General features: G+C 59.0%; 15 protein-coding genes. 4 read left to right on the top strand and 11 right to left on the bottom strand.

Going from position 1 to position 20,881, the window contains the following annotated elements; all coding sequences use genetic code 11:
• Positions 1-2 precede the first annotated feature (2 nt).
• Entirely contained in the window at positions 3-746 is a 744-nt protein-coding gene (locus K1X75_12150) for an ABC transporter ATP-binding protein (protein MBX7058809.1), read from the bottom strand.
• The gene (gene greA, locus K1X75_12145; protein ID MBX7058808.1) at positions 746-3,505 is read right to left on the bottom strand and encodes a transcription elongation factor GreA; all 2,760 of its coding nucleotides are present in this window, start codon (positions 3,503-3,505) and stop codon (positions 746-748) included. The genes K1X75_12150 and greA overlap by 1 nt, the downstream gene beginning before the upstream one ends.
• Positions 3,506-3,916: 411 nt before the next feature.
• Here greA and ileS point away from each other — a divergent pair, with 411 nt between their 5' ends.
• From ileS to K1X75_12130, 3 genes are all read left to right on the top strand, one after another.
• Positions 3,917-7,138 carry an isoleucine--tRNA ligase gene (gene ileS, locus K1X75_12140; GenBank protein ID MBX7058807.1) on the top strand — a complete coding sequence of 1,074 codons (3,222 nt, stop codon included), beginning with the start codon at positions 3,917-3,919 and terminating at the stop codon, positions 7,136-7,138.
• A 55-nt stretch (positions 7,139-7,193) separates the two neighbouring features.
• A complete protein-coding gene (locus K1X75_12135; protein ID MBX7058806.1) occupies positions 7,194-7,742 on the top strand; it encodes a ferritin family protein in 549 nt (182 codons plus the stop codon).
• Positions 7,743-7,803: 61 nt separating this feature from the next.
• Positions 7,804-9,051 (top strand): DUF1015 family protein, encoded by a 1,248-nt coding sequence (locus tag K1X75_12130; GenBank protein MBX7058805.1) that lies wholly within the window; start codon positions 7,804-7,806, stop codon positions 9,049-9,051.
• A 78-nt stretch (positions 9,052-9,129) separates the two neighbouring features.
• Here the strand turns inward: K1X75_12130 and K1X75_12125 are convergent, their stop codons facing one another.
• The 8 genes from K1X75_12125 to coaE all read right to left on the bottom strand — a co-directional run bounded on the left by K1X75_12125 (position 9,130) and on the right by coaE (position 18,662).
• Complete coding sequence (locus K1X75_12125) at positions 9,130-10,542, bottom strand: adenylate/guanylate cyclase domain-containing protein (GenBank protein MBX7058804.1); 1,413 nt, start codon at positions 10,540-10,542, stop codon at positions 9,130-9,132.
• The gene (locus K1X75_12120; GenBank protein ID MBX7058803.1) at positions 10,542-11,111 is read right to left on the bottom strand and encodes a TetR/AcrR family transcriptional regulator; all 570 of its coding nucleotides are present in this window, start codon (positions 11,109-11,111) and stop codon (positions 10,542-10,544) included. The genes K1X75_12125 and K1X75_12120 overlap by 1 nt, the downstream gene beginning before the upstream one ends.
• Before the next feature lie 94 nt (positions 11,112-11,205).
• Positions 11,206-12,426, bottom strand: a complete 1,221-nt coding sequence (gene lhgO / locus K1X75_12115; GenBank protein ID MBX7058802.1) for an L-2-hydroxyglutarate oxidase — start codon at positions 12,424-12,426, stop codon at positions 11,206-11,208.
• Between the two features lie 42 nt (positions 12,427-12,468).
• Positions 12,469-13,551 carry an MBL fold metallo-hydrolase gene (locus tag K1X75_12110; GenBank protein ID MBX7058801.1) on the bottom strand — a complete coding sequence of 361 codons (1,083 nt, stop codon included), beginning with the start codon at positions 13,549-13,551 and terminating at the stop codon, positions 12,469-12,471.
• Positions 13,544-15,877 carry a polyphosphate kinase 1 gene (gene ppk1 / locus K1X75_12105; protein MBX7058800.1) on the bottom strand — a complete coding sequence of 778 codons (2,334 nt, stop codon included), beginning with the start codon at positions 15,875-15,877 and terminating at the stop codon, positions 13,544-13,546. The genes K1X75_12110 and ppk1 overlap by 8 nt, the downstream gene beginning before the upstream one ends.
• Before the next feature lie 99 nt (positions 15,878-15,976).
• Positions 15,977-16,579 (bottom strand): hypothetical protein, encoded by a 603-nt coding sequence (locus tag K1X75_12100; protein MBX7058799.1) that lies wholly within the window; start codon positions 16,577-16,579, stop codon positions 15,977-15,979.
• A gap of 203 nt (positions 16,580-16,782) precedes the next feature.
• The gene (locus K1X75_12095) at positions 16,783-17,970 is read right to left on the bottom strand and encodes an SPOR domain-containing protein (GenBank protein ID MBX7058798.1); all 1,188 of its coding nucleotides are present in this window, start codon (positions 17,968-17,970) and stop codon (positions 16,783-16,785) included.
• Positions 17,971-18,014: 44 nt separating this feature from the next.
• Positions 18,015-18,662, bottom strand: a complete 648-nt coding sequence (gene coaE, locus K1X75_12090) for a dephospho-CoA kinase (protein ID MBX7058797.1) — start codon at positions 18,660-18,662, stop codon at positions 18,015-18,017.
• 124 nt (positions 18,663-18,786) lie between these two features.
• Between coaE and pip the strand changes: the two genes are divergently transcribed.
• Complete coding sequence (gene pip / locus K1X75_12085; protein ID MBX7058796.1) at positions 18,787-19,746, top strand: prolyl aminopeptidase; 960 nt, start codon at positions 18,787-18,789, stop codon at positions 19,744-19,746.
• Here pip and K1X75_12080 read toward each other — a convergent pair.
• On the bottom strand, positions 19,709-20,857 hold the full coding sequence (locus K1X75_12080) for a hypothetical protein (protein MBX7058795.1): 1,149 nt from the start codon (positions 20,855-20,857) through the stop codon (positions 19,709-19,711). The genes pip and K1X75_12080 overlap by 38 nt on opposite strands.
• Positions 20,858-20,881: the final 24 nt, after the last annotated feature.

Genomic DNA, 20,881 nt, shown 5'->3' with positions numbered 1-20,881 from the left:
GACTACCAGCTGATCTCATCGGGTAGTCGTCGGCGGGTATTGTGCGTCGCGGCGACTATGCGTCCGTCGGCCATACGCAGCGTACGATCGCCAAGTTCGGCCATGGCTGCATTGTGAGTGATTACAACGCAAATGGCGCCAAGACTTTCGTTTACCCGCCCGATTGCCTGCAATACCAGACGTCCAGTTGCGTGATCGAGCGCGCCAGTTGGCTCATCGCAAAATAGAACCTCGGGTTGTTTGGCAATAGCACGAGCAATCGCCACGCGCTGCTGCTCGCCGCCGGAAAGTTGCGAGGGGAAATGATCGGCGCGATCGGCCAGGCCGACCAGCGCCAGCGCCTCGCTTGCCGCCAAGGGTCGAGCTGCAATCTCCGTAACCAGTTCCACATTTTCACGAGCCGTCAAACTGGGGATCAGATTGTAGAATTGAAAAACAAAACCGACATGTTCGCGACGATAGCGCGTTAACTCTTCGTCGTTGGCAGCGGTCAGCAGCCGGTTGCGAAATTCAATCTGACCCGCGCTGGCCGTATCGAGACCGCCCAGCAGGTTGAGAAGCGTCGATTTGCCGCTGCCCGAAGGCCCAAGCAACGTCACGTATTCTCCCGCAAAGATTTCGAGATCAACGGACCGCAGGGCGACAGTCTCGACCTCGCCGCTGCGATAGACTCGACTGAGGCCCTGCGCACGCAGTACGCACTCCGCCGGCCGCGAGACGGCAGCCGACTTGCGCCGGCCGCCCATCAGCCGAATGCCGATGCAAGTGATTCGATCTTAAATCTCGGACCGCCATCCAGGCTCGCGCTTTCGCCGACCTTTTTTCCCAGCAAGGCCTGGGCCAGAGGGGAGGCGTAAGAAATGATGTTTTGCTCCGTATCGGCGTCCCAGGGGCCAAGAATGCGGTAGCTGATGCGGCTGCCATCGGCCTGACTGAGTTCGACCAGCGAACCAATGGCTGCAACATCGCGGCGAACCTTCTTTGGCTCGATGATTTCGGCTCGCTTAACTTCTTCGCTGACCTGTTGAATTTCGGCCTGCAACGTACTCTGACGTTCCATAGCCGCCTTGTATTCGGCATTCTCCCGCAAGTCGCCCTTTTCCATCGCTTCGCCGATGTCGCGCGAATTGGCCGGCATCACAACATTGATCAAGTGATCGAGATGCTCGCGGCGCTTCTGCAGCGCCCCCGCCGAAACCAGAATGACGCCCTCCGGCGGAAGGAGCGACTCTACCGACTCGCTATCCTCTTCGGCGTCGGCCGTCGTTGCGCTATCGGCGCTGAAATCGGGCCGCATCTCGCTGAGATACTGCAGGAAGTTTTCCTTGTGGGCGTCAGCGACGTAGGGTACCTCGCGAAACAGAGCATACATGCGACGCAGGCGATCGACAGCGGCGGCCAGCACCAATTCGCCCAAACTATCGTTTTTCTTCAGGTTTTCAACGGTGATATTGCCGGTCCCCAGGATGGTTTCTATGGCGGTGTTCTTCAGCCGCGTTCCTTTCTTTTCAATGCTGTTCAGCGGCTTCAGCAGACGAAACACCATCAACAGCGTGTCCTCGCGCGTCGCCTCGACCCAGGAGTAGTTCCACTGTCCGGTCAAAATGCCCTTGGCCGCCCAGAGGAAAGTTTCGGGATGCTCGCGATAGCGAGTCAAGGTCTTGTGCAGGAAGGACTTGAGCGTGGCCTCCTGGCTGGTACGATTGAGTTCGTTGAGAACGTGGCGGTTGACTTTGATGGGCACTTCGAAAAGGATTTCCTCAAGAATCTCGGCATAGTCGGGGCGATTGCGCGCGATCCAGTTTACGATCTCGCGCTTCATGTCCACGGCGGTGGTTTCCGCGCACCACTTGATCAGATCCTTTGGCTTTGCTTTCTGAATCAATTCGCGCACCTGGTCGCGCTTCAAACGGCGATCGGCAATCTCCTCGCCCATGGCCTGCTGGGCAAGCTCCAGAAAAAGGAAACTGTGCAGCTGCTTGAGCGCGTCCCGCGAGGTTTCGCTTTCGCGATAGAACTGCACGCAGGTCTGAGCAGCGTCCTCGGTTTGATCGCTCTTCAGCGACTCCAGCGCCAGGTCGAGCTTCTGATTCCAGTCGGAGGCCGCCTGAAAACGCATCGATAGCTCTTCGGATGGAGAGACCTCGTTTTCGCGCAGTACGATCTCGTCCTTCTTTTTGAGGTTGAAGCCAAAACGCGGATGATCCTTGATTACTGTGCGCGCTCGCGTCCACCATTTAGACCACTCCGCAATGGAAAGGAAACGCGGCGTCAGCTCCGACTTGATTTCAGCGAGGGTCATTCGGCTGCCAAAGGACGAAAGCAGCATCTCGAAGAACATCGGCAGGTCGGTCTTGAAAAGCTCCTCCATGTCTGCCGGGGCTTCATACATGCGCACCCAGAAGTGGTTGGAAGTAATCGGTTGCAGGCTGGAAATCGCCATCTGGATCGACATGCGCTGTCCCGGATTGTCGCGGAAGTCGACGATCACCTGATCTTTGTCGATTTCTGCAATCTTTCCTACGCCGCGCGTGCGATGGTAGACGTAGTTGCCCTTATCGAAGACAATATTGCGTTCAAAGCTGGCGATGCACGGACCAACCGGCTTTTTGTGGTTGGTCAAGTCGGACATTTTCAGGAACTCGGCAAGCAGCGAGTGGTTTTCATAGAGCGAACGGTAAGCGCGCACCAGATCGCCGCGGGCGCGCGTTGAATCCGGTTGGTACTCCAGGATTTTCTTGAGAACGCTGATGACCGCCGGCCAGTTCTCCTCGGCGCGATGCGGCTCTACAAGATTGACCAGGTAGGCGGCGGCGCGGGTTTTTTCGCGGTTGCCAACCAAGATCCGCTCAATGCGTTCAAAGAAAGCCAGATCTTTGTAGTCGTGCTGGACAACCAGGTTCCAGATTTCCTCGAGATTGCGATAATCCTTGAGGCGAGCATAGGATTCAGCCGCCTGCTTCAGCGAACTGATGGCCCGAGGCGCATCCTCATCCAGAATGGAAAGGGCGAATTTTTTGACTACATCGGGATTCTTGCGATCGATCTGCGCCAGACGTTCCAGAAAGGGGCGCAGCTCTTTTTTTCCTTTGAGCCGCTCGGTGGCGTCTACCTTGGCGCGCAATGCCGTGCGATTGTTTTCATCCGTTTCCAGGATGCGGTCCGCAATGTGATCGACAATGGTCCATTTAGCATTGCGCGAGTAGTGATCCAGCAGGCTCTTCAGGCGGCCTTCGATGTCAACGCCCTCCTGCCGAAAGGAGGCCAGTCCCAGAACGTAGCGCGATACCAACGAGGTTCCGCTTTCCTTCAGGTTCTCCTCCAGGAGTCCTACTATTTCTGCCCTGTTGGCTGCGGCGCCAAGCTCCTGCGCGATATCGTCGAGATTCTTGAACTTACTCAACTGAACCAGATTCAAATCTTTGACAAGCTTCTCTTCATTGATCTGCGCCACGACTTTCTGGTAGAGCGGATCACGTACTTCAGTTTCGACTGTTTGCGACATGGTCTGGCCTCGGGTTGCGCGAGGCCTGCGCCTCCCGCACATATCGTTGATGCATGCCTTGCGGCCGCAGTTGTCCGTCCCTGAAAAATCCGAAAATCGCCGGACAAGCCTTGAGCCGGCCGGACCTCGCGCCATTTTGACGCGGCCGACGCTGGCGCTAACAGCTTAGCCTAATTTTCAACAGAGACTGGCGTAGCCAGCCCTCAAAGAGCGGACATATACCAGGATCGGCAAAAGTGGGCCAGGGGTCAAACGCTTTGGCTGACTGCAGCCGGGACTCAAAATACTGATCAAGTGTTTAGATATTTTGCCGCGCAGTTTGCTGGCGGGACCTTCATCTGCGACTTGCTTGCCGCGACCTGCCGCTTTGACAGTCTGACCATTCGATCGTCCGTAGCATCAGCAAGACTCATGAGCCAGAAATTTCCAGAATGGTCAAGCAAAGAGAAGGCAAAGGATCGCGAAGAGCGCCTGCTGCAGTTCTGGAAGAAGAAAAGGGTCTTTGAGCGCGGCGCACGCCAGAATGCCAGCGGGCCTTCTTTCGTTTTCTTCGAAGGTCCGCCCACAGCCAACGGTCGGCCCGGAATCCACCACGTCCTCAGTCGCGTCTACAAGGACATCTACATTCGATTTCACATGCAGCAGGGCTTTCATGTGCCGCGACGAGCCGGCTGGGACTGCCACGGGCTTCCCGTCGAACGCGAAGTGGAAAAGGAACTGGGCATCCAGGCCAAGAGCGAAATCGAAGAGAAGTACGGCATTTCAAAGTTCAACGATCTTTGCCGCCAGAGCGTGCTGCGCTATGTGGAGGCCTGGGACCGCTTCACCGAGCGCATGGCCTTCTGGGTCGATTTGAAGAAGCCCTACTTCACAATGGACAATTCGTTCATGGAGAGCGTTTGGTCGCTGCTCAAAGGAATCTGGGAGCGCGGCTTGATTTACCAGAGCTTTCGCGTCACGCCTATCGATCCGGTGATGGGCGCAACGATGTCGGATGCCGAGGTCGACCTGGGCTACCGCGAAACAGAGGACCCATCTCTGACTGTTCGCTTTGCGCTGGCCGGCGATGAGTTTGGAGAGAATGTCAGTCTGCTGGTCTGGACTACGACGCCCTGGACGCTGCCATCTAACGTTGCGCTGGCCGTGGCCCCCGACGCAGTCTATTTGTTGGCCGAACGCGACGCCGGCGAGGGGCGGCGCGAGCGCTTGATTTTTGCAGAGGCTTTGCAGAATTCACTTTTTGCCGACCAAGACTTGCAAACTGTTAAGAAGATGCAGGGCCGCGAACTGGAGGGCCTGCGCTACCGCCAGCTGCTGCCGCACATTCCCGCTGATCCAGCCTGGAACGCCTTTCGCGTGATCTGCGCCGATTTTGTTACGCTGGATACCGGAACCGGCATTGTCCATCTGGCGCCGGCCTATGGGGCGGATGACCTTGCCGCCGGACAGGCGCACGGATTGCCTGTCGTTCACGGAGTTGGGTTGGATGGAAAATTTCTGCCGGGCACGCCGCATGCCGGCCTTTTTTTCAAGGACGCCGATCCGCTCATTGTTCGCGAGCTGAAGCAGGCCGGCCTTGTTTTCAAATCGGAGCGCTACAAGCACAACTATCCTTTTGGCTACCGCACCGGCGCTCCGTTGATCTACTTTGCAAAGAACGCCTGGTACATTCGCACCACAGAGATTCGCGAACAGATGATAGCCAACAACCAGCAAATCCGCTGGGTGCCCGATCACGTCCAGAACGGGCGCTTTGGCAACTGGTTGGCGGCCAATCGCGACTGGGCGCTGTCGCGCGAACGCTACTGGGGAACGCCGTTGCCCATCTGGACGGACGGCGAGGGCGAATATCGCGTCATCGGATCGGTCAAAGAACTGGAAAAGCTATGCGGCCGCAAGCTGGGCCAGCTGGATCTGCATCGACCGCACATTGATGAGATTACTTTTGTGGATCCAGAGAGCGGCCGCACCATGCGGCGCGTTGCGGAAGTCATTGATTGCTGGTTTGATTCAGGCGCCATGCCCTATGCACAATGGGGCTGGCCAGCGCGCGGCAAGTCCGACTTTGCGCGCTACTTCCCGGCGGACTTCATCTGCGAGGCCGTGGACCAGACCCGCGGCTGGTTTTATACGCTGCTGGCCATTTCCACCATGGCCTCCGATTGCGCTTCCTATCGCAATGTCGTCTGTCTGGGGCATGTACTCGACGAAAAGGGCGAGAAGATGTCCAAGAGCAGGGGCAATGTCGTCGATCCCTGGAAGGTTTTTGAAATCCATGGCGCCGATGCCATTCGCTGGTACTTTTTGACGCAGGCGCCGCCCGGCAATGCGCGGCGTGTTGGACAGCCCGGCGATAAGAACGACCCGGTGGCTGTCGTCCACGGTCTGTTCAATATGCTGGCCAACAGCGTATCCTTTTTTTCGCTCTATGCGAATGTTGACGGCGTGCAGCTGGATAGCGACTGGCAGCATGCGCCAATCGCTGGCGCGCTGCCTGCGGCGCAACGTCCGCCAGCCGATCGCTGGATTCTTTCGGCGCGCAGTGGGCTGATCGAGCAAGTCACTTCAAATTTAAAGGATTACGATTGTCTGGCGGCGGGCAAAGCCATCGAGGAATTTGCTGACAGTCTCTCCAACTGGTACATTCGGCGCAACCGACGCCGCTTCTGGAAAGGCGCGCTGGACGCCGACAAATTGGCCGCCTATGATACGCTGCATCTGTGCTTGACCGCGGTAGCGCAACTGCTTGCGCCCTTTGCGCCCTTTTTTGCCGAGGAAATGTACCAGCAGCTGGTATGTGCGCCGCTGAAGAATCGCAAGGGCGTAGAATTTGCGGATAGCGTGCATCTGGCGGGCTGGCCGCAGGGCGATGCCAAAAGCTATTATGACGCCGCGGCCTTGCGTGAAGGGGAGCTGGTTAAATTGGCCGCCTTTCTGGGTCGCGCGGCGCGCGCCGATTCGGGCGTCAAGGTGCGTCAGCCGCTTTCGCGTCTGCTGGTCCATGTCGAGCGCGCCGAGGACCGACAGGCGCTGGAGAATAATGCCGATACGCTGCTCGATGAACTGAATGTGAAGAGCCTGGAATTTCTGGATGGCGCCGCCGGCATCCTGGAATACCGCATCAAGCCCAATCTGCCGCGCATCGGCCGCAGTCTGGGGGCGCGCGTCAAGGAAGTGCAGCAATTTATTCTGGCGGCGGATGCTCGCCAACTGGCGGCGCGCATCAAGCGCGGCGAAAACATTTCGATTGGCGAGGCGCCGCCGATTGTACTGGCCGGCGAGGATTTCTTGCTGGAGTCGATTTCAGCAGAGGGCGTCAGCGGCGCCGAATCCGGCGGTCTGCTGGTGGCGCTGGACACGCGCCTGAATGAGGCGCTGATTCAGGAGGGAATGGTGCGCGAGTTGGTGCGCAACATTCAAGAATTGCGTAAAGGAAGCGGACTGGAGGTAACCGATCGAATTCGTCTGCAGATCGAGGCCAGCGAGCGTTTGCAGGCAGCCGCGGCGCAGCACCGGAGCTATATCGATTCGGAAACCCTGGCGGAGCAAGGGAGCGGGGCAGGCGAGGCGCTAGGACAGAGTACGATGAAGCTGGAAGGGGAGGAAGCCCGCATCCGACTGTGGAAGCTTTGAGTGCATTGAAGAAAAAGGGATTGTCGCGCCGAGCAGTTTGACGAAGCCTTCTGTCATGGCCCGCTTCAAGCCCGTAAAAAAGACCACATTTCTGGAGGCGGTGGCTGCCGCCATCGACCATGAAAAGCGCGTCTTCGAATTTTATCTGCGTAATGCGGAGTCAATGCCCGAAGGGCGCATCAAGCAGTTGTTTTACCAGTTGGCCGAAGAAGTCGAAGACCACATTGACCTGATCAAAGAAATCTACAGCCAGGTGCAGGGCGGCGAAGCGCTGCCCAATTTGAAGATGCTCTCCAGCGTGCAGAAATTTCACTCCACCTCGTTGAACATTCTGATGAAGCGGCTCGATCGCAATACTCAAAGCGATGCTGGCGGCGACGAGCTGGAAGCGGTCAGCATGGCTACGCGGCAGCATGAAGACGCGGCGGACTTTTACCGCAAGATTACTGATAAGTTCGAGGATCCCAGCATTCGCATGCTCTTCCAGCGTCTGGCCAACTTCCAGGACGAGAATCGCATGTTGCTGGAATCTTATGCTGCGTACATGACGCAGGGCACGCCCTACAGTCAGCCGGGCGCCTACTGGGAAGAGGAGCACCTGTAGGGCGATCGATCGTTTGCTTGTATACTTGATCTAATCTGATCCTAATTCCGTAGAGTAAAGAATGCCAGAGCTTCGCGCCTTTCGCGCCCTTCGTCCGCAACCTGAATATGCCGATCAAATCGTCAGCGTTCCCTACGACGTAGTCGACCGCGAGGAAGCCCGCGCCATGGCCAAGGGCGCGCCCTGGCGCTTTTTGCGCATCACGCGTTCCGACCTAGAATTTCCGGATTCCGTAGATGCCTACAGCGACCAGGTCTACGCCCGGGCCGTGGAAAATCTGGAGAAATTCCAGCAAGCCGGCAAGTTACTGCGCGAAACAAGCGACCATGTCTATATCTATCGATTGAATCAGGGTTCGCGCCAGCAAACCGGGCTGGTGGCGCTCTCCTCCATTGAAGACTACAGGAGCGACCGCATCAAGAAACACGAGCTGACGCGCGCCGAAAAGGAGCGCGACCGTACTGTCCACATCGATCGTACCGGCGCCAATACTGGTCCGGTCTTTTTGCTCTACAACAACAGCCAGGCGCCGCGACTGGCGCAATTGATGGACGCTCATGCCGATACTACGCAGCCGCTCTATGATGTAAGTTTTGATGATGGAGTGCGCCATCGCATATGGCCAGTAGGCCCTGGCGCCGAGCAAAGCGAATTGCTTGCATTGTACCATTCACTTCCGGCCGCCTACATTGCCGATGGTCATCACCGTGCAGCATCAGCGGTTTCTGTGGGCGGCGCGCGGCGCAAGAGCGCAGCTCAGGTCAGCGGGAAGGAGCTCTTCAATTATTTTTTGACGGTAAGCTTTCCCGACGACCAATTGAGCATCCTCCCCTACAATCGGGCTGTCGTCGATCTGAATGGCCACAGTGGCGAACGTCTTCTGCAACTGGCAGCAGAGAGATTTGAAGTCCTGCCGGCAACTGCCGCGCCCCCCGCAGCCAATGAGTGCCGTATGCTGCTGGAAGGCCAATGGCGCACGCTCCGCGCCCGAGCCGGCAGCTATGACGATAATGATCCTATTGCATCGCTTATGGTAAGCATACTCCAGGCAAATTTGCTGGGACCCGTCCTGGGCATCGAGGATCCGCGCACCTCCGATCGTATTTCCTTTATCGGCGGCATCCGCGGCGAGGCGGAACTGGAGCGTCTGCTTGCTTCCGGCAAATTCCAGCTGGCCTTTTCCATGCCGCCGGTCAGCACGGCGCAACTGATCGCCGTCTCTGATGCCGGAAAGATTATGCCGCCCAAGTCGACCTGGTTTGAACCCAAGCTACGCTCAGGCTTCCTGGTTCACTTGATTGACGCTTGAATCATAGCGGCCGCCGGCGCTGCAATTGTGAGCGAAGCGCCGCCGGTCGGCGTCCGGAATAGTAATTTGCATGGCAAGCTACGATTTTGCCGATACAAGAGATTGCCGCCCGCTCTGAATGTCACCCGGCGGAACAGGCATTGTTGCCATCGAGTCGCTTTCCGCTAACGAGATTCTGGCGATAGGATATTCGCCAGCAATCCCCTTGAGCCGCGCCAGATATTTGACAGCGTTCAGTCCCGACTGCTTCAGCAGCGGCTGTAAAGCAGGCTCCTCTGCCAGACTGCGCGAGAGTATCAAATCGCCGCCCCGCGAAAGTCCCTGCAGACGCGCCGCCAGATTTACAGTACGGCCAAAGTAGTCCAGACGCTCGTTGGAATTGACGGCAATTGCCGGGCCGCGGTGCAAGCCGGTCTTGAGAACGAGTTCAGTACGCTCGCGAAGTTGTTCATGCATTTCCTGGACAGCGCGCAGCGCGTCGTTGCTGCGTTTGAATACGGCCATGATCGCATCGCCGACAGTCTTTACCACAGCGCCGCGATGTTCCGCCACGCAGCGGCTCAGAATATCAAAATGCTCCTGGACACGAGAATAGGCGCGCGCGTCCCCCAGTTGTTCGTAGAGATTGGTGGAGCCGCGCAAGTCCGTAAACAAAAAGACCAGATTGCGGATGGCATAGGAGCGCTTTGGATGGATCAACTCGGTGGAGAAGTGCTCGTGGAAGTGCCGATTCAGGGCAACATCCATGGCTCGCACCCAGGGCCTTGGTTTGCCATGGACCAGCTCGGCCTTTTTGGCGTTGCGATCTTGATTGCGGATAGTCAGACGGACTGGACCTGGGCGAATAGAGCGAATGCTGCTGGCAAGGCTGCTCTGACATCCAGCAGCGTTGATTGTCACTTCGATCTCGCGTTCCTCTGAAGTGCTTTCGCCATGACCGGCGCACAGCGCCAGCGGGGCCTGGGCGCTATCGTAGAAAAATGCATAAGGCCCGTGATCCAATTTGAGCTGCACTGTCTTTACTGCGCCGGCCGGCAGTTCCAGAGCGAGGCGCTTACCAGGAGCAAACCAGGCAAGAATCGAGTCGCCAAGCTCCGGCTGCGGCTCGCGTCGAATATCATGACTCACATTAAATTTCAATTCTATGGTTTCGTCAAATTCTCCAGGCAGATCAATGCGACAGATATTGCAGAATGCATTCTGTTCCAGCTCCTGTAGATGTTGAGCTCTGGTCTCGCCGACGCCACAAGCCGGACAGCGAAAATTCCATTCCAATTCGAACAGTCCGATCAGCACGCCAAGCAAGAAGGCATCGAGCATTTCGTCTTGTGAAAGCGAAAGGTCCTCGGCCAAACGATACGGAGATATCGCATACATTCTGGCAGCAGGCGCTTCCTCAATAAAGTTCCGCAAGGCTCTGCCGGTCTTTGGGTCCGCGCCGGATGCCAGCAGTTCCTCAATTCTTCTATCCAGTAACGCAAGATCGGTCATTACCTGGCTCCTTCCATTTCAAGCGTCCAGGCAATTGCCTGCAAAGCATGCCGCAAGGGCGCCGGGCTATTTTGAACGCGCGCCAGAGCATAGCCGCCCTGCAGCAGTAAGACTGTTCGCGTCGCCAGCTCCTGATCTTCGTTGACCAGGGCCGAAAGTCGCCGCTGGTAGCGTTGCAGTATTTCAGAAACTCGCTGACGTAGCGCCTCGCTGACCGCCGCCGATTCCACGCCGGTACTCACAAAGGGACAGCCCGGGATGTGACCGTGACGTTTCACGTGCCGAAGCTGTCGGCGAAGGCAGTCGCGCAGGTAGGGCAGCAATCCGGCCCCTGCAGGGCCCTTCAGCCGCAGGAAGCGTTGGATCGCCGCAGCCTCATCGTCCCAGAATGATTCCAGCACCGCCAATCCGAGTTCTTCCTTCGAAGAAAAGAAATAGTAAAACGAGCCCCGACGGATTCCGGCCTGCTGGCAGAGCTCCTCCACGCCTACCGGACCGAAGCAATGAGTCCAGAAGGCGGCGCGCGCCGCTGTCAGCAGCTTCTCGCGGGCCTGGCTGCGACGCGGCATGTTCGAAAAGAAGACATTCTTTACCGAACGGTCAACTATAAAATCGACCTGACTGAAGAGTCCCGGGCCAGGCGGGCGGCGGTCGGGGCGAATGCTACAGAGGTTCGCTCATCGCCATGGCGGCGATTTGCTCGCCGATGGCCAGGGAGGCGGTGGCGGCCGGCGAAGGAGCATTGATTACGTGCACTGCGCGTCGTCCGCGCAGGACGACAAAGTCATCAAGCAATTTGCCGTTGCGGTCGCAGGCCTGGGCGCGCACGCCGCTGCCGCCAGGCAAGAGATCGCTTTCTTTCAAGTCAGGAGTAAGAACCTGCAAGGCCCGCGTAAAGGCCGCCTTCGACAGCGAACGATGGATCTCGCCAAGGCCCATTCGCCAGTGGCGGGCGGCCAGTCGACGCAGTCCCGGAAAGAGCAGCGCTGCCAGAGTCTCCGTCGTATCAAAACTCTTCCAGTTGTAGGCCTCGCGGCCAAGGGCAAAAACTGCGTTGGGTCCGGCTTCTATGCTGCCGTCTATGCGACGCGTGTAGTGTACGCCCAGAAAGGGAAAGGCTGGATCGGGAAGCGGATAGATCAAATCCCGAACCAGGGAGCGCGCTGCAGGCGCCAGCTGATAGTATTCGCCGCGAAAAGGAAGTATCGCCGTCTCCACCTTTTCTCCACACAGCGCTGCGACGCGATCCGAATACAATCCGGCACAGTTGATCAAGGCGCCGCTTTCTACTTCAAAGCCATCGCCGCACAATTTCCAATGTGGCCCTTGCAGTCGGGCCTCGTGCAACTTGCAGTTTGCCAGGAATTCGCCGCCGCGGCCTTCGATTCGCCGACGCAGGGCCTGCGCCATGCCGGGAAAATCGACGATGCCCGTTTCGGGAACAAACAATGCGCCTGCTGCGCGAAGGCCTGGCTCGCGCCGTTTGATCTCCGCCGCCTTCAGCAAACGCAGCCCGCGCAGTCCATTCTGGATTCCGCGCCGGCGCAGCTCCTCGAGGCGCGGCAGTTCGCCCTCGCTGCTGGCGACGACCTGTTTGCCACAAAGTTCAAAGCGCACGCCTTCTTTACGACAGAATTGTAGCAAGCGACGACGACCGTCCACGCAGAGTCGCGCTTTGGCGCTGCCAGGTTTGTAGTACAGACCGCTGTGGATCACGCCGCTGTTGTGTCCGCTCTGGTGGGCAGCGACTCCGCTCTCCTTTTCTAAGACTACGATGTGCGGCTGTTTGCGTCCCTTGCTTGACTGTTGCAAGGCATAGGCGGTTGCCAGTCCAACCAGGCCGCCGCCAATAATTGTCATGTCTGCTTTGCGATGCTGCACCATGTCAGATCTCTATGGCAATGCCCGGCGAAAATCCGGATTCCATCAACGATCGAAGATTTCGCCGGGCGTCCAGACGCGCCCTGGCGCGCCGCTTTGCTCCAGCAGGCGCTGAAAGTAGAGTCCGGGTTCGGAGGGTAAATCGTCGCCAAGGGCAAAGGCGCCCCAGTGGACGGGCAGAATATAGCGCCCGCCCAGGATCCTGTTAGCGGTCAGCGCCTCCTCGGGGTCAATATGCGCGTAGCGCATGAACCAGCGCGGCTTGAAGGCCCCGATTGGCATCAGTGTCAGATCGAAGCCCTGTGGAAATCGATCGCTGATCTGTACAAAGTGATCCGCAAAGGCCGTGTCGCCAGCAAAATAGACCTTCCGATTGTCAATTTCCACTACGTATCCGCCCCAGTGGTACTGCATCATATCGTTCAAGCCCATGCGGCTCCAGTGAAAGGCCGGAACAAAAGTGATGCGTTGACCACGCAGCTCTTCGCTTTGCCACCAATCAACAATGTGTACATTTGCCAGACCCTGCTGGCGAGCCTGGGCGCCCAGGCCGGAGGGCATGTAGATCTGCACGCCGGGGCTGTGCGCCTGCAGCCTTCGCAGCGCGTCGTAGTCCAGATGATCGCGATGCGCGTGACTGATCAGAATGGCGTGAATCTCGGGGAATTCTTCGGGCTGCAACGGCAGCGCCGTGTAACGCCGCATCCAGAACATCGGCGATCCAAAAATGGGATCCGTAATTAGATGAAACCGTTTACCGTTGTGCTGACTGGCAATCCAGACCGTAGCGTGCCCTATCCATACCACACGCAGCTGGCCCTCGTTGGCCAGTAAGTCTTCCCTTCGCCGCGGGGTCACCGCGGGAATGGCCTCCAGATCGCCGTCCGCTGCCGGCGGATCGGCATCGCCAAAAATCTTCCAGCGTAACACGGATAGAAAGCCCTTCTCTTCCAGTGCGCGATCATCGCTGAGATTGTGGTAGCGGCCATCGCGAAACCAGGGCGATTGTTCGCGTTCCGGATCCAGCGTATAGCAGCTTGCCAGCAATAGCGCAACCACTGCTACGCCTATGAGGCGCAGAGATCGCGGCGGACAAACAGCTTTGCTGCAGCAAATGACCTCAGCCATCGGATACTCCGCTGGTGTGCTCAGCTAGACTCTCCAGCGGCGACTGTGGGCGGCTTTCCTTTTCGGTCTCCTCGTGATCGGCGGCCGGCGCCAGCGCGCCGCGGTCTGGATTGGTCAGCGGCTGGAATACTGTGCGGCGTCGATTGGCGATGGCCCTCTCCAGCTCGGCAAATTCCTTAATTGCGGTTTCGCGGAAGTGACGCTGCGAGGAAAATCGCGCCTCGTTGGCCCCGGGCCGCAAGCGCTCATAGCTGCCATCCGTAAGTATGCGACGACGATTGTGGTTGTCGCGGGCAATTGCATCCAGTACGCCGCGCAGGCTTGCTACATGATCCGCATCTTCCACCGGGAACAGGATCTCTACCCGGCGATTTAAATTGCGGGGCATCCAGTCGGCGCTGGACAAAAAGACGCGCGGCTGTCCGCCGTTCTCAAAATAGAAGATGCGGCTGTGCTCCAAAAAGCGGCCAACTACAGAATAGACCTCGATATTGTCGCTGACGCCCTTGATTCCGGGACGCAGGCAGCAGATGCCGCGGACCACCAATTCAATTGGCACGCCGGCTCGCGAGGCGCGGTACAGCGCAAGGATCATGTCCGAATCTACCAGCGAATTCATTTTCAGACGTATTCGCGCCGGCTTGCCCGCTTCGGCGTTAGCGATCTCGCGCTGCACCAGTCGTAGCAAGGTCTCGCGCAGGTTGATGGGCGCTGCCGCAAGCTTTCGAAAGCGCGCCGGCGTAGAGTAACCGGTCAGACTGTGGAATAAATCGGTAACGTCGTCATTGATGGCGCTGTCGCAGGTAAATAGCGAGATATCGGTGTACATCCGCGCTGTTATCGGGTTGTAATTGCCGGTAGAAAGATGGCAGTAGGCCTTTACGCCGTCCGCCTCGCGTCGCACAATCTGTAGCATCTTGCCGTGGATTTTCAGTCCCACCAGACCATAGACCACGTGCACGCCGTGCTTTTCCATTTCGCGCGCCCAGTTGATATTGCGTTCCTCATCAAAGCGCGCTTTCAGCTCTACCAGCGCCGTGACCTGCTTGCCGTTTTCAGCAGCTTGAATCAGGGCGCGAACAATCGGGCTGTCGGTCCCGGTACGATACAGAGTTTGCTTGATGGCCAGGGTCTTGGCATCGCGCGCCGCATAGTTTACCAGGTCGACCACCGGCTGAAATGATTGGAAGGGGTGATGCAGCAGCAGGTCTTTCTTGCGGATTTGGGCAAAAAGCTTCTCGGGCTTATAATCGGCGATGGGATTATGAGCTATGAAGGGACGATCGCGCAATTCCGGGTTTTCGGCCGGCGTATTGTAGAGCTGCCAGAGATCTTGCAAATTCAACGGGCCAGGTCGTTCATAGATCTCATAGGGCTCCAAATCCAGCCGTTCGCGCAAAAACTCGCGAATGTTTTCCGGCATTCCTTCGCGACAGGTGAGTCGAACCGCTTCGCCCCAGCGACGATTCTTGAGTTCTTCCTCTATTGTCGAGAGCAGGTTGTCCGACGCCACTTCATCGATGGAGAGATCGTTGTTGCGAATGATGGTAAAGCCATGAAAACTGCGCACCGCAGTGCCGCTGAACAGTTCGGCGGCGTGCATCTTGATCACTTCTTCCAGTGCAATGTAGCGCCGCGGGCCGTGGGCTTTGCTGCGCGCCGGCAGTTCCAGGAAGCGCGGCAAAACATTTGGAACTTCCACGATAGCGTAGGAGTCTTGATTCTTAACCGGGGCGTTCTTTCGCCGCAGAGTAACCGCCAGATTCAAGCGGCCGTTTACAATGTGCGGAAACGGATGCGCCGGGTCAATGGCCAGAGGCGTCAGAATGCGAAAGACCTCGCGGTGAAAATAGTCGGCGGCATAGCTGCGTTCGTGGGGTACAAGGTCGCGGTAGGAATCGATCAGATCCAGGCCATGTTCGCGCAGTCCGGCCAGCACCTCGCGCAGCTGACGCGACATGGTTTGCTCTGCCTGGTGCGAGATTCGTGAAATCTCCTGCAGCGTTGCCAGAGGGGTGCGGCCGTCGTCCTGAATTTCGGGAATGGCTGAGGCCAGCACCTGCTTGAGGCCAGCAGCTCGAATCATGAAAAATTCAAAGAGATTTGCTTCAAAGATTGCCAGAAACTTCAAGCGTTCCAGCAGCGGGTTGTCTTTGCGACCGGCCTCTTCCAGCACGCGGTTGTTGAACTGCAGCCAGGAAATTTCGCGGTTAATAAAGAGTTCATGGTTGCTGCGGCTGAGAAGCGGAGCGCCGGGCTCAGCGCGTCTCGACTGGCGGCGCGCGGCCTTCTCGGCGGCATGTTTCGGATTCGTCGATTGGGCCAGCGGTCGCCTCCAGCGGCAGTTGCCGCTCCCCACTAGTAACGGCCGGGGCAGGCAAGACGGACAATTACAAATTGGGCGAGGGGGGACCGGCCGTCGCCCTCAACGGGCCGGCTTTTTTCCGGCCAGATCCTCGATGCGCGCTGTCTCCCGCTCTACCCAGGCGTCCATAAACGGCCGCATATCCTTGATTCCGCGTGAAACGTCGTAACCGGCCTCCATCGTCGAGACCAGCTCCATGGCGCCGACCATGGAGGCGGCGACCTTGATTGGCGCCATTACCAGCCTGATCAAAGGCAGCTTGGAGAGCGTAAAAAAGAAGCCCAGGCTATCGGCGACCATCTGTACCTGCGTGATACGGTCTTCGAAGCGGCCGGCGCGGGCGACGCAATCGTTGAGCTCATGGACGCTCAGCGTGGCCCCTTCCAGACTTCGTTTGCGCAGCGGACCGCGCAGGGCGATGCGCGCGGTATCCAGATCAAGCTCGTCGGTCAGGCGGTTCAGCAATATCAGCTTGTGGATGTTGGCGGTCATTTCCTCGCCCGTTACTGATCGCAGCTTGCTGTAGAGCTGGTCCAGGGCGGCATCGCGCGCTTCCTTGTTAGGCGGGGAGTAGAGGTGATCGCGGAAAAATTGTGGTATCTTATCGTAGCCCTTGATCCCGGTGATGAAGTCGGAATAGGTCGACTCCAGCCGATCGATCATCGTAGCGACGACCAGATTCTTCGCCTGTGTCTCCTCGGGCGTCACGCCGCATGCTCTCTGGCTTCCGGCTTCGCTGACAAGTCGAAATCCCGCGACCTGCCGGGCCGCGATTCGGGGATTCCATGACTATATTCTAACGAAAGCGCTAAACCAGGCGGCGGCAAGGTCCGACCGCCGTGTACAGCGCACTCGTTGCCGCAGCATCAGTCTTCGACGCGAAGCGGCGCGTAGTGTCGGCTGCGCAATCTGGATTCAAGGCCTCGAATTTGTTCGCGCGTTTGACCGCCGCCGACGCGAACGATATGGCGATTTCCGCTGCGATTGATTTGCGGCTGAAAGCCTTGCTCGCGCAACTGGCTGGCCATGCGCGTCGCCGCCGATCGACTCTGGAAGGCGCCAAGCTGCAGACTGTAGCGTCGAGAGCCGTTATCAGCGGCGCGCGTCTGCTCTGTGGAATTTGGAGTCGAGTTTCCGGCTGCAGGCGCCTGAGGCGCGCTGCGATCGGCGGCGACGTTGCGCAGCGAAACACCTTCCGATTGCGCCGGTGAAGACGAAGGTCTGGATGTTGCTGCGCTCGGTTGCGCACCTGGCGGCGTCCGGCTGCCAGCTGCCGCCGCGGCATCCGGAGACTGGCGATTTTCGACGGCGGCGCCTGGCGGCGTGGGCGACGCAGGGGCGCTGTTTGAGGGTCTCCTCTGGCCTGTCGCATTCTCCGTCGCCGATGGCGCGCTTTCGGTGCGATGGTTCTGAGCGGCGCTCTGTCGCCTGTTGCGATCCGACGATTCGCTACGCTGCGTAGTCCTTCTGGATTCTTCGCGGCGCGATCTGTGGCCGCGTTCCGTTCGCTGCTCTGCCTCGCGTCGCCGCGATTCGGCGCCACGATTGCGGCGGCGCGGCGTCGGATTGCTGGCAAGCTCGCGTCTCTGCCCGCTGTCGCGCTGATCGCGAACGCTGGAAGTTTCGCCGCGTTGCTCCGTCAGCAGGCGGTCCTCAGCATAACCGGGCGCCGGCCTGTTGCTGTCACTGGCGGCCTGCGCAAGGCCGCGATTGGCAAAGTTTTGCCCGGACTGGCTCCGGGAACTGTCAGCGGCGCCGACCGTCGGCAGCGGGGCATGATCGATTGCCGCCGGTAGATCGTCGGCTCGCATTCCCGTCTCTTGTTCGGTAAGCGACCGCGCCAGGTTGCTATCATCTTGAAGCGTCGGCAAGTCCTCAGCGCCGGCGGCCGGCCCTGGCATGGGCGGCCGTAAGACGAGGCCCGGACTTTGTTCTCGCCCCAGGTTCAATCCAAGTGCAAAGGCCGTAAGCATGGCCGCCGCCAGACTGACGCCCAGCAGCAGCATTCGACTGCGATCCAGGTTGACTACATAAAATACTCGTTTGCGCATCATGCTTTGTCCCTCGTTTCGTTCCTGAAGTTCCCTCAAGTATCAATTCATGTTCGCGCTTGCGGCGCAGCCTTGCGAATCGCCGCCGCCAGCGCTGTGATCGCCTGCTGCAACTGCTCTGGCGATCCGCTGTTTTCAATGCACAGATCAGCGCGCGCCTCCTTTTCGGCCAGCGGCAGCTGTGCTGCTTCGCGCTGTTCAAACTCCTCGCGCGACCAACCGTTGCGACTGGCTGCACGCGCAAAGCGCAGCTCAGCCGGCGCCGTAATTGTCACAGTCAGATCAAAGTCCGCCTGGCGGCCCTTCTCAAAGAGCAGCGGAACCTCGTAGACCAGCGCCTCGCCAGGCCGCAGTAGCTGCCGCGCCTGCTCAAAGGCCTTTTCTACCGCTGGATGAACCAGGGCGTTGAGCTGCTCCCGTCGTCCAGTATCCAGGAAAACGATTTCTGCCAGCGTTGCACGATTGATGCGGCCCTCGGCGTCGACAATGCGCTGGCCAAAAGCGGCAAGCAATGCGCCCCGCAACTCCTCGGAGTGCAACGCTTCCCGCGCCAGGAGATCAGCATCCAGTGTCTGGAAACCCTCGCGCGCAAAAGCCTCGCGCGCGGCGGACTTTCCCGCGCCGATTCCGCCGCTCAGCCCAACCAGGAAGTACGGCCGCCGCCAGCGAATGACCGGCAACTGCGGATAACGCATGACCGGTGCATCCTGTTCAGCTGGGCCCAGAAGTACAAGAATTTTTCCGGCAGGCGCCGGTCAGCGGCGGCGGCAGGAAGGGCTTGCCGGCGCTGCGTCGAGTTCGGCGCAGTCTTTCTTCAAGATGCGCAGTCTCTATCCGCCCATTGAACCCTTTGATTCCTTTGAGCTGCCAGTAAGCGATCTGCACACGATCTATGTGGAGCAATGCGGCAATCCAGCCGGCAAGCCGGCGCTCTTTGTCCATGGCGGGCCTGGCGGAGGCCTGGACCCGGCCTACCGACGTTTCTTCGATCCGCAGCGCTGGCGGCTGGTACTCTTTGATCAGCGGGGGGCGGGCCGTAGCCGCCCCTTTGCTGAACTGCGTGAAAACGATACCTGGCATCTGGTGGAAGATATGGAGACTATACGCCAGCGATTGGCTATTGAACGCTGGACGCTATTTGGCGGCAGCTGGGGAAGCACGCTTTCGCTGGCCTATGCCCAGCGGCACCCTCAGCGCGTAAGCGCTCTGATTTTACGCGGAATCTTTCTGCTGCGGAAACTGGAAATCGATTGGTTTTACCAGCATGGCGCCTCCTTGCTATTTCCTGACGCCTGGCAGGACTATCTGCGACCCATTGCGCCAGAAGAGCGCCACGACCTGGTTGGCGCTTACTATCGGAGGCTGTGCTCCGAGGATTCCGCTGTACGGATGGAGGCTGCTCGCGCCTGGAGCATGTGGGAAGGAAGGCTCAGCAAGCTACAGGCTGATGCTGATTTTATTGCTCGCTTTGGCGCCGATCGCTTTGCCGAGGCTTTTGCGCGCATCGAATGTCATTACTTTATCCACCGCGGATTTCTGCAGCGCGATGATCAGTTGTTGCAGGGAGCGAGGGCGCTGGCCGGCATTCCGGGCGCCATTGTTCACGGTCGATACGACGTGGTCTGTCCGCTGGACAGCGCCTGGCAATTGCATCAGGCCTGGCCTGGCTCGGAGCTGCACATAACGCCCGATGCCGGTCATTCGGCGCTGGAGCCAGGCAACCTGTCCAAACTGGTCGAACTTACAGACCGATTTGCGCAGCAGGAGCGACCGGCCTAGCGGGGCTGGCGGCGCCGGAATTCGAGCGGGCGTCCGGCGCGTCTTGCTGTTCGGTTCTTTGTTCCGGTCCGCGCGCCGGATCGGCGGCTCGCTGGCTGTCGGGACCAGCCGGCGCCGGCAGACGACGGGAGAGTGCGCGCAGGACAATTGGATCGGGAGCAATCCAGGCCATCGGCGATGAGGCGCCGTTCAGCGAAAGAAACTGCTGACGAAAGCCCTGAACCACGTCGCCGCGCAACTCGACATCAAGCTGGCAAAGCTCTCGACCATGGATACGGCAGAGAAACGGCCCCTCCGGCAGACGGCGAAAGTTGCTGCGTTCCGCCGGCGCCTCTACGATCAGCATGCGTTCGGCAAGCGGATGTGGCCGTGCGCGATAGGGGTCGAAGTCAGCCAGGTCCTGAGGAAATAGCTGCTGCCAGAAGGATTCCTGGGCCAGGGCCTCGGAACTTCGCTGCCAGGCGCCGTCGCCGGCGCTGTTGTCCAAAAGTAGTACGAAGAAGTCCGCGCCGCTCTGTCGGCGAATCGCATCGGCCAGCGCGACGCCGCTGAGCGCGCCGAAGGAGCTTTGCGGGCCGCTTTGCGCCGCCGTAATCCAGACCTGGGCCTGCGCCGCTTCGGCGATACGATAGGCAGGAATTTTCTGATTCATCGGCCTACGATTGAAGGCCACGACTGGCAGGTTTCGCAGGGCGCGCTGCTCCATGGTTTCGAGCAAGATCGTTTCCGATCCCGACATTGCCATCGCTTGAAAGCCAAGTCGTTCGCTGAGTTCAAACTCAGGGTAAACCATGCGTTGCAGCAGAGTCGCCGTATCGCGTGCACCGCTGAAATCTCCCGATTGCACCAGCAGCACGCCGCCGCCGCTGGCAGCCCGCTGTTCACGCAGACGCTTCAAGTAGGAGGCGAGGGCCGCCAGGCCGCCGCGGCCCTCGCGGTCGATCCCAAAATCGCCGGACCAGGCCCCCAGGGCGACAATGCTCAACGTAACTCTGCCGTCGCCGGGCGGGCCTCCATCCTGCCCGTGCGGCGGTCGCTCTGCAAAGAGTGCGCTGAGCGCCAGCGCGCAACAGAGCGCGCTCAGCCAGAGGATTGGCCTTCGTTCACGCATGGCAGTTCACAGACTCAATATCGG

This window comes from Leptospirales bacterium (genome assembly GCA_019694655.1).
Classification (GTDB): Bacteria; Spirochaetota; Leptospiria; order Leptospirales; family Leptonemataceae; genus SSF53.
Note: the sequence above shows the minus strand (reverse complement) of the source record. Positions and strands in the feature narration are given on the sequence as shown.

Coding starts and splice junctions, on each gene's coding strand:
- K1X75_12150 (MBX7058809.1), bottom strand. CDS start 746: ATGGGCGGCCGGCGCAAGTCGGCTGCCGTCTCGCGGCCGGCGGAGTGC.
- greA (MBX7058808.1), bottom strand. CDS start 3,505: ATGTCGCAAACAGTCGAAACTGAAGTACGTGATCCGCTCTACCAGAAA.
- ileS (MBX7058807.1), top strand. CDS start 3,917: ATGAGCCAGAAATTTCCAGAATGGTCAAGCAAAGAGAAGGCAAAGGAT.
- K1X75_12135 (MBX7058806.1), top strand. CDS start 7,194: ATGGCCCGCTTCAAGCCCGTAAAAAAGACCACATTTCTGGAGGCGGTG.
- K1X75_12130 (MBX7058805.1), top strand. CDS start 7,804: ATGCCAGAGCTTCGCGCCTTTCGCGCCCTTCGTCCGCAACCTGAATAT.
- K1X75_12125 (MBX7058804.1), bottom strand. CDS start 10,542: ATGACCGATCTTGCGTTACTGGATAGAAGAATTGAGGAACTGCTGGCA.
- K1X75_12120 (MBX7058803.1), bottom strand. CDS start 11,111: ATGCCGCGTCGCAGCCAGGCCCGCGAGAAGCTGCTGACAGCGGCGCGC.
- lhgO (MBX7058802.1), bottom strand. CDS start 12,426: ATGGTGCAGCATCGCAAAGCAGACATGACAATTATTGGCGGCGGCCTG.
- K1X75_12110 (MBX7058801.1), bottom strand. CDS start 13,551: ATGGCTGAGGTCATTTGCTGCAGCAAAGCTGTTTGTCCGCCGCGATCT.
- K1X75_12100 (MBX7058799.1), bottom strand. CDS start 16,579: ATGATCGATCGGCTGGAGTCGACCTATTCCGACTTCATCACCGGGATC.
- K1X75_12095 (MBX7058798.1), bottom strand. CDS start 17,970: ATGATGCGCAAACGAGTATTTTATGTAGTCAACCTGGATCGCAGTCGA.
- coaE (MBX7058797.1), bottom strand. CDS start 18,662: ATGCGTTATCCGCAGTTGCCGGTCATTCGCTGGCGGCGGCCGTACTTC.
- pip (MBX7058796.1), top strand. CDS start 18,787: ATGCGCAGTCTCTATCCGCCCATTGAACCCTTTGATTCCTTTGAGCTG.
- K1X75_12080 (MBX7058795.1), bottom strand. CDS start 20,857: ATGCGTGAACGAAGGCCAATCCTCTGGCTGAGCGCGCTCTGTTGCGCG.